We start from the raw sequence: 13051 nt of genomic DNA, 5'->3' as shown, positions 1-13051 counted from the left end.
CAGCCCCCGTCCTGTGGGCCCTTCGGGCTCTTCGACGAGAAGCGCGCTGCATCGTCTTCCCTCTCTCAAGCCCATCAAGCTCATCAAGCCGGCTCATCGACCCGGAGCGCCCCGGAGCGCACGGAGCAGAAGCGATGAGCGCTCCCCAACCCACGCGTGCCGATCTCATCGAGCGCATCCGCGCTTCGAGCAAGGATGCGGTGGTGCTTGCCGAAATGCAGCGCCTGGGCTTCTGGCCGCACGATGAAGCGCAGCCGCAGCCCGCCGCCGGGTTTATCGAGCATGAGGCGGCGCTCATGAAGGAACTGGCCACGCTGCAGGAATCGCTGCGGCTCAAGGGCGATCCGGAGACCGCGCTGCGGGCCATGCGCAAGGAGCGTCTGGATGCCGCACGTGCGCAGCGGGAGCAAAACGCCCGAGCGCGTGAACAGCGCCGCCACGAGCGGGCATTGCAATGGCATGCGGCACGGCAAACGCAAGTTGTCTATCTGGGGGCTGGCGCTTCGGCCGGCTTGCAACAACCGGCCAGCGCGGACCACGCACGCCTGGCCGGACATGGCCTGCCGGCGCTCTACAGTCCGCAGGCGCTGGCCCAGGCGATGGGAATCGATCTCGCCGAACTCAAATTCCTGAGCTATCACCGGGAGGTGGCACGCAGCACGCATTACCGGCGCTTCACGCTGCCCAAGAAGACCGGAGGCGAACGCCTCATCTCCGCACCCATGCCGCGCCTGAAGCGCGCCCAGTACTGGGTGCTGGAAAACATCCTCGCCAAGGTAGCGGCGCACCAGGCTGCGCACGGTTTCCTGCCCGCGCGCTCCATCGTCAGCAACGCGCAGCCGCACTGCGGGCAGGATGTCGTCATCAATCTCGACGTGAAGGACTTCTTTCCCAGCATTGCCTTCGGCCGTATCAAGGGGGTGTTCATGCATCTTGGCTACCCCGAGGCCGTTGCCACCGTGCTGGCGCTGCTGTGCAGCGAGAACCGCTGCGACGAGCTTCTGGTCGATGGCCAGCGCTATTTCGTCGGCGGCAAGGCACGGGAGCGCGTATTGCCACAAGGTGCGCCCACGAGCCCCATGCTCACCAACCTGCTGTGCCGCCGGCTCGACCGGCGCCTGGCGGGCGTGGCGCATGCGCTAGGCTTTGCCTATACGCGCTATGCGGACGATCTGAGCTTCTCCGCCTCGGGCGAGGCCTCGCAGCGTGTGGGGATGCTGCTGCGCCGAGTGCGATGGACGCTGCGCGAGGAAGGCTTCACACCGCATCCGGATAAAGAACGCGTGATGCGCAAGGGCGCGCGGCAGGAAGTGACCGGCGTGGTGGTCAATGACGGAGCCGGCGTGTCGCGCCGGAAACGGCGCGCGCTGCGCGCTGCGCTGCACCGCGCACAACGCAGCGGCGTGGAGCAGGCCACCTGGGAAGGGGAACCGGCAAGCCGCGATCGCCTGCTAGGCTATGCCCACTTCGTGCGCAATGTGAACGCGGCACAGGGACAAGCGCTGGTGGAAGCCGCACGGGCATTGCCCGTGGGGCCGGCAACGACAGCTTCGACCGCCGCCGCGGTCGGCTTCCGCTGGCTTTCCGCTCAGGGCAAGGCGCCGGAACGGGCTGCGGGCCCCTGGTGGACGCCGGCGCCGCGCCCCGAGCCTGCGCGCCAGCGTACCGATGGCGAGATGCGCGAGGAGCGTGCCGCGCGGCGGCGGGCAGCGGCCGAAGAGCGGCAACGCGCGGAGGCCGAAGCTTTGCCGGCCACACCCGGTGTCGAACGTCGCGCTGCCGATCCGGTTGGAGAGGGGGACGTCCAAACCGCCGCGGCGGATGACGCAGCAATGCCGCCATCGCGCATGCGCGGGATCTATTGGTTGCAAATGATCGTGGTATGGCTGACCGGCGCGGTCACGCGCAGCAACCTCGTCACCCTCGCCGGGCTGGTCTATCTGGTGGCGGCCTATTATCTGCGCCGCCAGCGCTGGAAGCCCTTTCTTGTCGTTCTGGCTGGCATTGCAAGCGTCTCCTACCTTCTGCGCGGAGACTGACGACACGCCTGTGATAGGGTCCCGGCGGTGCTTGCTGTCCGTGTGTGAACGCCATCACGGGCAGCGCCCATTGGGGAGCACGTGCCTTCCGCTGACACTGCCTGCCGGGAGTAGGGGACTCCCCGGGCTGGGCGCGTCCGCGATCGGGCTAGGTTTTGATGAGCCTAGCCTATACTCCTGCCGTCCAGCGACAGAGTTCTTGCGGCATTGATCCAGGGCCCAAGCGCCAATATAGGTCGAAGCGATTCAAAGCCGCTAACCTGCCCGCCAAGCAATATACAGTTATCTAAGCCAAGCACTCGCGGCGCCGTGCCATCGGCTCATCCATATCACGGGAGTTTTTGTGTACATACCAAAATACCATGCGATGCCTGACTGCCATGAAGCGCATGCATTAATAGATGCTTACCCCTTGGGTGCATGGGTCACCCCCACCGATGAGGGCCTTGTCGCCAATCACATTCCCTTTGTGCTGGATAGGTCTAGGGGCCAGTCCGGGACGCTCCTCGGCCACGTCTCGCGGGCCAATCGAGTGTGGGAGCAGCTTTCGGAATCAGCGCAGTCCGTCGTCATGTTTCAAGGTCCGCAGTCGTATATCACGCCGGGGTGGTATCCATCCAAGCTCGAAGACGGCAAGGTGGTTCCGACCTGGAACTACAGTGTCGTGCATGCACATGGCGTGGCTCGGGCCATCGACGATCGGGCTTGGCTGTACGAGATCCTGGTCCGGCTCACTGCGGTCAATGAGTCCTCACGGACCGCCCCATGGAAAGTCACGGATGCACCAGCGGATTACATTGACAAGATGATTCGCGCCGTGGTTGGTATCGAGATTCCGATTGATCGTCTTGTCGGCAAGTTGAAAGCCAGCCAGGATGAAACCATGCCGGACCGGCTGGGCACCGTCACCGGGCTGATGGCCGAGGGCACCGAAAACGCTACCAAGATGGCTTCTCTGGTGAGACTAGCGATTGATCATTGCGAAAAGATTTGAGTGCATGGAAATGTGTTTCCCAAGGGAAATGCTGATCAATGAGGTTTGCGCTTGATGTCGCACAAGCCAATGACCGGGATGTTCGCAATGCGAGCGAGATAGGCCGATTCAAGCCGGCTTCTCCGGCGCGCGCGGAGGCTCTGCCGGGATGGCGTGCGTACAGGCCCGCCAGCCGCTCGGCCAGAAACTGGCGCGACCAACGTGCGATAAAGCGCGAATCGCAACCGAGCCGCTGCATGATCGCCGACCACTCGCCGGCGGTGGCGCCAGAGGCGGCGAAGCAGGCCTCACGCTGCGCGTTCCATCGACACGGCGCCGCCACTGTTCTCATGCGCGCCGGGAAATGGAGGCGGCAACGCTTGATCATAATGTTCCTGCCTATGCCGCTGGTTCCTCGCTTGCCGCAGTGGCTTGCCCTGGCAGCAAGGCGCGCAGCGCGTCAGCCTTTGCGAGCATGTCGTCGTGAGCGGCCTTGACATCGCCATCCGCGCCCCAGTCCCCAAAGGGAGCATGTCCCCGGGCCAGGGCGCCGGCCTCTTGCTCCAGAAGCTCCGCGGCCTCCCGGATTGCCTTGTATCCGGGGGTATCGGTCTCAGCACTGTCAGGCATGGATCGGATCAGGTTCATCAGACTGCGCGGAGACCCGGGCCTTCCGGCCGGGGAGGGATAGCGCGCGACGCATAGCGTCGCCCCTGTGTCCGCTCTCCTTGGTAGAGTGGAGTGCGCTATGCATGAATAACCGTATCCGCCGCCACGCTGCAGGATCCATTCCGCAATAGCGGTGGAACGCGTCACAAGGGCGGGGCTCCCTGGAATTTGGCAGGGCCAAATGATGCCCTATATGTGCGTCGCCCGGATGTAGGAATTCTCTTGAAACTGATGAGAAATCTCTGTTCTTGTGGGTGAGCGCAGCTATGCCTACGCATGGGCGCTGCAAGAAGCAACTGCATTTGTCGCGTCAGTCGATGCGGCGCCTGGCGGCCACGGCAGGCAGCCTCAGCGCGCGGATTCCACGCCAGGCGCCAGGTACTTGTCTGCTTCTGGTCTCAGGATCGGCTTCAGCTCGCTGAACGGTATGTCCATTTGTGGTCCCAGGCATGCCCCCATCGCGTGACCGAATCCCGAAACACTAGGCTCCCGTACTCCAGGAGTGGCTACGCCCAAGCGGCTGCGGTAACTGCGCCCGTCGCGCGTGCCTTGCCAGGTGGCCACAGGGTGATCGAAGGTCGGCGGAGCGTCGTGCTTCGAGGCATCGCGATCGCCGTCCGGAAGGTCCGGTTGCGCAAGCGGTCCAGTTGCGGAACGCAAAGCGCCAGGGTCTCAATCAGCTTTTCAATGTCTTCCATGTTCCGCTGCCATTGCGAAGTGGTTGAAACGCGCCAGCGAGCGCGCAATCACCGCTCCTTGGTTTGGGGACTCAGTGCACAGGATGGTGCGCCGTTGTTTCCACGGCACGCACATCAGGGAGACTTTTAACCTGGATGGGGCGCAAACTGAATGAGAATCTTCCTGGAGTGTGCATGCGGATTTATCTGAGGCTCAATGGCTCGACGCTACTGAAGACCATGGGCGGATCCTGGCAGCGCGCTCAGGCCAGGCTTGCCGAAGATTCCCGGCCCGTGACCACGCGAACGCCATATACATGGACATGGCGTCGCATCCTGTCGTCATTCGTTGGCCCGTGGCTCGCGTACCAGCAGCGTGTCGCAAGGTAGCCAATCCAGCAGTTTGGCCGCCGTGCTGCCAAGCAGCAGGCTCATGATTGCGCCGCGGCCCTGGGTTCCCATCACTACCAGGTCGATGTCGTGCTGCCGGACATATTGGGTCAGGGCGGTTTCGACTGCGCCGCGTTCGATGACGGGGCGGACTTTGACATGGGCGGGGAGTCCGGTGGCCGCGAGGAAGGCACTACACTCGGCTCGCTGCTTGTCGAGGCCGATGGGGGAGCTGGGTATACCTTCGACGAGGCTGGAGGGTAGGCCTTTGACGAGGCTGGACATTGGCATGTCATCAGCGTGATAGAGGATAAGCTCCCGTCCCGGAAATAGCCGTGCCGCGGCTTGCAGGGCACGGCTGGACGACGCTGAGAAATCGCTCGCCACCACGATCCGCTGATACGATGCGTGCGCTCGATAGCGCACCACCAGCAAGGGTTGCGGCAGCGAGCGCGCCAGGCGCTCGACGGTCGAGCCGGCCAGGAAGCGCCCCGTGATTTCATTGCGCGAGACGCCGGTGACCACCATGCCAGCATGGGCGCCGATGGCCGTGGTCCGGATGGCGGCGGCCGCATCGTTGCTCCACGCGGTGTGCAATGTCGCGGGGACGTTCATCCCCGACAGATCACGGACGAGCTGTTGTCGCGCCAGGTGCAGGAGCGGTTCATCGCTGGCTCTGCCTCCGGCCCAGGCCAATGCCAGGTCGGCCGATGCGGCAGGCTCGAGCACTTTCAGCACGACCAGTTCGGCCCGCCACTCGCTGGCCAGTTGCGCGGCCCGGTCAAGCGCGCGATCGCAGCGCGCGCTGAAATCGGTGGCCAGCAAAAGCCGGTCCGGCGTGGTTCCTGCAAGATAGGTTTCAGTCATGGGGGTCTCTCCTTTTGGCGTGTTTGAGCAGCTCACATATGGGATAAACGAGAATGGGACAAGCGAGAAGCCAGGCCGGTACGGCGAATCAGGAATTTCTCCAACTCGGCCACGCAGAACACCAGCAGGCCGGCAGCCAAGACCTTGCCCCATTCCAATAGCGACAGGTCGGTCGAGTCAAAGATGGCCTGCATGATGGGCGCATGGGTGTAGGCGATTTGCAGCGGAAGACAGGCGGCAATGGCCAGCAGGATATAGCGGTTGCCAGTGAGCCCACCGCGACTGATTACCGGCGCGAGAATGAAGCGGCTGTTGAGCAGGTAGAACATTTCCGCCATGACAACCGCGTTGACAGCCATGGTGCGTGCCGACTCGATGCTGGTGCCACTGTCAAGCTCCCATAGGAAGAGGCCGAGCGCGCCCGTCATCATCAGGAAGGAAACCATCAGTACCCGCCAGACGAAAAAGCCTGACAGCAATGCCTCGCCTGGCGGGCGTGGCCGGCGGTTCATGACGTCGTGCTCCGCAGGCTCGAACGCCAACGCCAGGCCAAGCGTGCTGGATGTGACCATGTTGATCCACAGCACCTGGGCCGCCGTCAGAGGCAAAGCCAGCTCGAACAGGATCGCCGCGATCACCACCAGCGCCTCGCCGCCGTTGGTGGGCAACATGAACAGGATGAACTTCTTCAGGTTGTCATAGACCGCCCGGCCTTCACGCACCGCTGTGGCAATGGTTGCGAAGTTGTCATCGGCCAGCACCATGTCGGCGGCTTCCTTGGCTGCCTCGGTGCCTTTCATGCCCATCGCTACGCCGACATCGGCGCGTTTGAGCGCCGGAGCGTCGTTCACCCCGTCGCCGGTCATGGCCACCACCTGGCCGTCCGCCTGCAGTGCCTGGACCAGGCGCAGCTTGTGCTCAGGACTGGCCCGCGCGAAGATGTCCACCTCCATGGCCACGCGGCGCAATGCCGCATCGTCCATGATGGCCACTTCGGCGCCAGTGATGACGGGCTTGCCCACGCCGATCGAGAGTTGAGCACCGATGGCGCGCGCCGTTTCCGGGTGATCGCCGGTGATCATCTTCACGCGGATGCCGGCGCGATGGCATTCGCGCACCGCGCGCATGGCCTCTTCGCGTGGCGGATCGATGATGCCAACCAGCGCCAGCAGCGTGTATCCCGATTCCATGTCGGCGAACGTCAGCCGCTCGCCGGCCGGGGCGGACCGCTTGCATGCCACCGCCAGTAGCCGCAATCCCTGGGCCGCGGTGTCGGTGGCCATGCGGCGCCAATAATCGACATCGAGCGGGTCGTCGTCGTCGTGGTTCCATTGCTTGCCGCACATGTCGAGAATCCGCTCAGGCGCTCCCTTGACGAAAATCCACGGGTCGCCGCGATCGTCACGATGGTAGGTGGCCATAAAGCGGTGTTGCGACTCGAAGGGGATGGAATCGAGCCTTGGCCACAGCTTGTCGTCAAGGTGCTGGGTGCCCCCGAGCTTGCCGCCCAGTACGAGCAAAGCGCCCTCCGTGGGGTCGCCTTCCACTCGCCACAAGCCATCCTCTTCACGCAGGCGAGCATCGTTGCACAGTACGCCGGCGCGGATCGCCATGGCCAGCGCAGGGTAATGCCCGGGGTCGATGGCGTGCCCGCCGATGCTGCAATCGCCCACCGGGGCATAACCCACGCCGCCGATATCGAACACATGGCCGGCACATACCATGCGTTGGGCGGTCATTTCGTTGCGGGTCAGCGTTCCGGTCTTGTCGGAGCAGATCACCGTCACCGAACCCAGCGCTTCCACCGCCGGCAGGCGGCGGATGATGGCGTGATGCCGGGCCATGCGCTGGACGCCAAGTGCAAGGGTGACGGTCATGATCGCAGGTAGTCCCTCGGGGATCGCCGATGCGGCCAAGGCCACCACCATCATGAACATTTCCGCGGGCGCATGGCCTCGCCACCAGGAACCGAGCACGAAGGTCGCGGCGGAAACGCCGAGAATGGCCAGGGCCAGCATCCGGCCGAAACGATCCACCTGGCGCAGCAGGGGCGTGGCCAGGCTTTGAATGCCGGAGAGCATCTGGTTGATCTTGCCGAGTTCGGTGGCGGCGCCCGTCGTCACGACGATGCCGCTGGCTTGTCCATAGACCACCAGCGTACCCGAGTAGGCCATGCCGTAGCGGTCACCCAGCGGGGCGTCGGCGGGCACGGGCGCGGTGTTCTTTTCTACCGGCATGGATTCGCCGGTCAGCGCCGCTTCTTCGACACGCAATTCCTTGACCGCGACCAGGCGCAGGTCCGCCGGCACCCGGTCGCCGGATGCGAGCACGACCAGATCGCCGGGCACCAGCCCGGCGGCGTCGATCTCGCGGCGGGTGCCGCCGCGGATCACCGTGGCATGCGGCGACAACATGGCACGGATTGCATCGAGCGCGGATTCGGCCTTGCCCTCTTGTATGAAGCCGATGATGGCGTTGATCACCACCGCCGCGAACAGCACGCCCGTGTCGATCCAGTGCCCCAGGAAGGCTGTGATAATGGCAGCAGCGAGCATGACGTAAAGCAGGATGTTGTGGAACTGCGCCAGCAGACGCCGCAGCGGTCCACGCCGTTTCGGCGGGGTCAGCCGGTTTGGCCCAAACCGGGCCAGGCGGCGGCGGGACTCGTCTTCCTGCAAGCCGGCCATTCCGGTTTGCAATGCCCGCTCGATCTCTGCTTGAGACAGCGTATGCCATTGCGTGGGCAGCGAAGTTTCCGTGAGGTTTGAGGTCGGGCGATCTGTCATGGTTATCGGGCCTGCTCGTGTTCGTGTCTTGGAAGGAATGAAGGCGCCTGACGAGGTCGCCGTAGTCTTTCCGGCCAATATGCGTATTGCCCGGTCTGGCGCTCGCGATGCGTTGCCCGCAAGCCCTTGTGGAGCCGTGATCTGAAAGTATGATTCCTCATGCTCCCGGAGTTTCCCAGCGTGCGGGTCCTTCTTGATCCTGATCAGAATTCTCCGGATTTGGCCTCGACAGACTGCGCCGGTCCCCGCGATAATTCCTTGATGCCGAATTCCGCGGCCCGGCCACGAGCCGGCCAGCGCAGCCGTCGGGTCTTCGCGGGGGACCGACGAACGACACCGCTTTCAGGCCAGTCGTCGGCAATCGATCTCGCCCGCGGGAGCCATGCGTCCAGCGCCGGATCGTGCCCGGCGCGCGAATGCTCACCGTGTTGTCCGGCCATGCTGATCCGCGCCGATTGGTGCCAATCGCGGGTGGCTTCCTGTTCCGTTGCGCTGACGCCAGCCCACCACTACCGGATATCTCCGCCATGACCGACGAACTGATTCTCGTGTTGAACTGTGGCTCATCGAGCATCAAGTTTGCGCTGTTCGATGCGGGTGCCGATCCACTGCCGGTGCAAGCGGCCTGGAGCGGCAAGGTGCAGAACATCGGCGGACCGGCGCCGGAATTCAGCGAAAGCAGCGCCGCCCCGGTGCGAGTGCAACTGGATCCGGATCAGCCTTCCCATGCTGCGCTACAAATGATCCGCGAGCGTGTGAGAGCGCGTTTGGGAAAGCGCCGGATCGTGGGCGTTGCCCACCGCGTCGTGCACGGCGGCAGCAAGTATTCGGCGCCGGTGCGCGTGGATGCCGGCGTGCTGGCGGACCTTCGCAGCTACATCCCGCTGGCGCCGCTGCACCAGCCCTTTGCGCTGGATGCCATACAGGTGTTGCTTGCCGAACAGCCCGAACTGCCGCAGGTGGCCTGTTTCGACACGGCATTCCACCATACTTTGCCGAAGATCGAACAGCTGCTGCCGCTATCCCACGCGGCCTGGGACCGTGGGTTGCGCCGCTATGGTTTCCATGGCTTGTCGTATGCCTACATGGCCGAGGTTTTGGCCGAGCGCCATGGAGAGGCGGCGTGCGGTCGCACCATCGTCGCCCACCTGGGCAGCGGTGCCAGTCTGTGCGCGATGCAGGGCTTGGAGAGCGTCGCTACCACGATGGGTTTTTCGGCGCTGGACGGCCTGATGATGGGCACGCGCTGTGGCGCGCTCGACCCGGGAGCGGTGCTGTACCTGATGGAAATCGAGAAGCTCTCGCTGAAGCAGGTAGGGCACATGCTGTACCACGAATCAGGACTGCTGGGCCTATCGGGCATATCGCCCGAACCGCGCGTGCTGCTGGAACGCGAAGCTTCGGACGAGCGGGCGCGGGATGCCCTCGCGCTGTACGTGCGCCGCATTGTGCGTGAAATCGGCGCGCTGGTGGCGGTGCTGGGCGGGCTCGACTTGCTGGTGTTCACGGCGGGTATCGGTGAGAACAGCGTCGAAATCCGGCGCCGGGTCTGCGCAGGGCTCGGCTATCTCGGCTTGACCCTTGACGAGGTGGAAAATGGCCGGCACGCCTGCGTCATCTCGTCGGGCGACAGTCAGGTCACGGTGGGCGTCGAGGCGACCAACGAGGAATGGGTGGCGGCCAGGCAAGCGATCGCGGTGTGGCGCGGGTCGGTCTCGACGTGAGGCCCTCGACGCTCCCGCTGCGCCGGCCGATGCTGGCGTCTGGCGTATCGAGCGGGTGTGCGTCCTGCGTTTCAGGTCGGCCTTGGGGGGCGAGCAAGCACGGCTTGGCATGCTGCCGCCTATAATGCACGAGCATTCATTTCGCCGTCAGCCCAAAGAGATCTCATGGAAAGAAGACGCACATTAGCCATCCTTGCCGGATTAGCCATCATGATTGGCGGCTGCGGCAAACAGGTGGAGAGCACTGCGCCACAGAACAATGCTCGCCAGGAAGCGCCGATTTCGGTCGAATCGGTGGCGACGAACACAGCTGGATTCAGCGCCGGAAATCTTTTGAGCACCAGGAAGGTGTACGTCTTCTTTGATCCTCAATGCCCGCATTGCGGTGAGCTCTGGCGCGCATCCAAGCCTCTGTTTTCTACGGTGCACTTCATATGGATCCCGGTTGCGCTGCTGACTCCCGATCGCTCGGCAGAACAGGGGGCGGCACTGCTGGGAAGCAAGGACGCTATCAGCACGATGGACGCCCATGAGGCCTTGCTGGAATCCCGAAAAGGTGGCCTGGACGTTGCAAGCGGGGCGATTCCCGAGTCTGCGATGCGCCAGGTTGGCGTCAATACTGAGTTCTTTCGCCGCCTGAATCTGACCAGTGTTCCGTTCGTTGTGTTCCAGGGGAAATCTGGAGAAACCAAAGTCTTCGAAGGATCATTGACCACCCAGGCACTCGAATCGGAACTCGGCTTATGAGTGCCCGTCCATCGGGCAGCTGGCCATGGACTTCGCGGCTCGCATTGCTTCCACCTACGCAGTCGCCCATTGGTTCATGTGGCCTCCATGTGCCAAACCGGACGCCCCGAACGCCCTAACGCGACGGAAGCAGACTACCGGCTGAACCGGGGCGGCTGGTCGGCCGGCTGGAATCTGGGGAGTGCCATAAACCATTCAAAATCAATGGTTTATGAAAATTCAACCGCGCTTCTTGCCGGAATCGCGATGGTCGCGGCGAACCAGCATGCCGTTCAGCAGCGCATCGATGGCCTGCTCCGCGTGCCGCTCCGTCTGTTCGGCGGTCATCGGTCCGACGCCATAGACCCGCTTTGCCAGATGCGTGGCGGATTGAATGGCCGTGAGCATGCCGGTCATCATGATGCTGGCGTGTTCGCGCGGGTAGGGCTTCAGCAGCCCGGCCGCGTGGCAGTCGGCGATGAGCGCGTCGAGCTTGTCGTGAAACGGCTTCATGTAATTCTCCACCAGCCAGTCCAGCCTTGGACTGGCTTGCGCCACTTCCATGACGACCAGGGCGTGCGCTGCCGGATGACGGATATTGTTGACCGCGAAAACCCGCAGCGTGGCCCGCAGGCGGGTAAGCGGGTCGGCATCGTCGAGCGCCTCCGAGGCCAGCGTTGATGCCTTGAGAGGCTCCGTGTAAGCGCTTTCGACCACCGCGCGCCAGAGGCCTTCCTTGCCGCCAAAGTGGTAATTCAGCAGGGGTTGCTTCACGCCGGCACGGTTGGCGATCGACAGGACGGAGGCGCCGTCATACCCCTTCTGCCCGAACTCCATTTCGGCCGCCTCGATCAGCCGTTGCCGCCCCGATACCTCGGTGGACCGGGCGGCGCCCGCAGTTGTGGCTGATGCCTCGCCGGCGCGCTTGCGCGCGGGGGGCTTGGGGCGTCGGGGTTCGGTCATGCTCATGGTTGCCTTGGGCACGTTTCACTCACTGTGGCGGTCCCGCCATTCTCCCATACGCCGGAGTCCCGACCCGGGGTTACCCCACCCTGATGGCGGCCCCGCGCGCTATCCGCCGTGTTCGGCTTCCGGCGGCGTGGACTTATATAAGTATAAGTACCGATTTGAGTTTGACTTATACATGTATAAATTTGCATCCCGTGGCGTCGGATTGCGGCGGGTGGCGGCAAGCAATATTGGGAGTGTGTATGCGTGAGTTGGAAGTTCCGGTGTTGATCGTGGGGGCGGGTCCCGTTGGCATGCTGATGGCGGCGCTGCTGGCGGATCAGGGCATCGAATCGCTGCTGATCGAGCAGCGCGATGACCTGCATCTCGCGCCCCAGGCGCATGTCATCAACACCAGGACGCAGGAGATCCTGGCCAGCATCGGCGTCACGGACGAGGATCTGGCGGGTATCAGCACGCATTCCGCCCAGTCCCGCTTCGTGACCTGGCGGCGCAACCTGGCGGATGGAGACCTCGCACGCATCGAGATCAGCGGCGCCGGCTCTCTTGCCAGGATGGAAGCGGCCAGCAGCAAGCGGACGGCAAATATCCCGCAACACCATCTCGAGCGCCTGCTGTTCGCGCAGGTGGCGCGCCGCGTGCGCTGCCAGACGGCGTTCGGCCAGGTATGGCTGGACGCGGAGCAGAGCGAGCCGTGCGTTATCTCCTCGGTGATGGATGCCGCAAGCGGCGAGACGTACCGGGTGCGCAGCCAGTGGCTGATTGCCGCGGACGGCGCGGGCAGCCGCGTGCGCCGCAGCCAGGGGCTGCCGATGGTGGGAGAGACCAACCTGGCGCACCTCGTCACCATCAACTTCGAGGCGGATATCCGGCACCTGGTCAAGGACAGTCCGTCAATCCTCTTCTGGGTCTTGTCGGCCAAGGCGCCGGGCACCTTCATCGTGCACGATGCGGCGCGCTACTCGGTGTTCATGACGCCGTATTACCCGGCGTACGAGTCGCCGAAGGACTTTCCGCCGGAGCGGTGCGAGCGGATGCTTCGCGCCGCCCTTGGCGATCGCGATATGCCGCTGCGCATTACGTCGCTATCGAACTGGACGATGCAGGCGCACATCGCCGAGCCTTATCGCAAGGGCCTTACCTTTCTGGTCGGCGATGCCGCTCACCGCTTTCCGCCCACGGGCGGCCTCGGCCTGAACACGGGCGCCGCCGATGCGCACAACCTTGCGTG

General features: G+C 64.0%; 10 protein-coding genes and 1 pseudogene. 5 read left to right on the top strand and 6 right to left on the bottom strand.

Going from position 1 to position 13051, the window contains the following annotated elements:
- Positions 1-134: 134 nt before the first annotated feature.
- Both P3W85_RS07055 and P3W85_RS07050 read left to right on the top strand, forming a co-directional pair.
- Positions 135-2039 (top strand): reverse transcriptase family protein, encoded by a 1905-nt coding sequence (locus tag P3W85_RS07055; protein WP_276264251.1) that lies wholly within the window; start codon positions 135-137, stop codon positions 2037-2039.
- 343 nt (positions 2040-2382) lie between these two features.
- The gene (locus P3W85_RS07050; protein ID WP_276264250.1) at positions 2383-3033 is read left to right on the top strand and encodes an FMN-binding negative transcriptional regulator; all 651 of its coding nucleotides are present in this window, start codon (positions 2383-2385) and stop codon (positions 3031-3033) included.
- 136 nt (positions 3034-3169) lie between these two features.
- Here P3W85_RS07050 and P3W85_RS07045 read toward each other — a convergent pair.
- From P3W85_RS07045 to P3W85_RS07025, 5 genes and pseudogenes are all read right to left on the bottom strand, one after another.
- Positions 3170-3274, bottom strand: a pseudogene (locus P3W85_RS07045) (IS630 family transposase); the annotation flags it as partial.
- Positions 3275-3411: 137 nt separating this feature from the next.
- On the bottom strand, positions 3412-3642 hold the full coding sequence (locus P3W85_RS07040; protein ID WP_276264249.1) for a hypothetical protein: 231 nt from the start codon (positions 3640-3642) through the stop codon (positions 3412-3414).
- 545 nt (positions 3643-4187) lie between these two features.
- Entirely contained in the window at positions 4188-4379 is a 192-nt protein-coding gene (locus P3W85_RS07035) for a hypothetical protein (protein WP_276264248.1), read from the bottom strand.
- Positions 4380-4700: 321 nt separating this feature from the next.
- Positions 4701-5615 (bottom strand): universal stress protein, encoded by a 915-nt coding sequence (locus P3W85_RS07030; RefSeq protein WP_017230092.1) that lies wholly within the window; start codon positions 5613-5615, stop codon positions 4701-4703.
- Between the two features lie 32 nt (positions 5616-5647).
- Positions 5648-8401 carry a cation-transporting P-type ATPase gene (locus P3W85_RS07025; RefSeq protein WP_276264247.1) on the bottom strand — a complete coding sequence of 918 codons (2754 nt, stop codon included), beginning with the start codon at positions 8399-8401 and terminating at the stop codon, positions 5648-5650.
- Positions 8402-8928: 527 nt separating this feature from the next.
- On the opposite strand from P3W85_RS07025, the gene P3W85_RS07020 reads away from it, so the two are divergent.
- Positions 8929-10125 (top strand): acetate/propionate family kinase, encoded by a 1197-nt coding sequence (locus P3W85_RS07020; protein ID WP_276264246.1) that lies wholly within the window; start codon positions 8929-8931, stop codon positions 10123-10125.
- A gap of 165 nt (positions 10126-10290) precedes the next feature.
- Entirely contained in the window at positions 10291-10872 is a 582-nt protein-coding gene (locus P3W85_RS07015) for a DsbC family protein (RefSeq protein WP_276264245.1), read from the top strand.
- Positions 10873-11091: 219 nt separating this feature from the next.
- Here P3W85_RS07015 and P3W85_RS07010 read toward each other — a convergent pair whose 3' ends face one another.
- Positions 11092-11814, bottom strand: a complete 723-nt coding sequence (locus tag P3W85_RS07010) for a TetR/AcrR family transcriptional regulator (RefSeq protein WP_276264244.1) — start codon at positions 11812-11814, stop codon at positions 11092-11094.
- 248 nt (positions 11815-12062) lie between these two features.
- Here P3W85_RS07010 and P3W85_RS07005 point away from each other — a divergent pair.
- On the top strand, positions 12063-13051 hold a 989-nt coding region (locus P3W85_RS07005), incomplete at its 3' end, for an FAD-dependent monooxygenase (RefSeq protein ID WP_276264243.1).

This window comes from Cupriavidus basilensis (assembly GCF_029335485.1).
GTDB lineage: Bacteria > Pseudomonadota > Gammaproteobacteria > Burkholderiales > Burkholderiaceae > Cupriavidus > Cupriavidus basilensis_E.
This window is presented reverse-complemented; position numbering and strand designations above follow the sequence as displayed.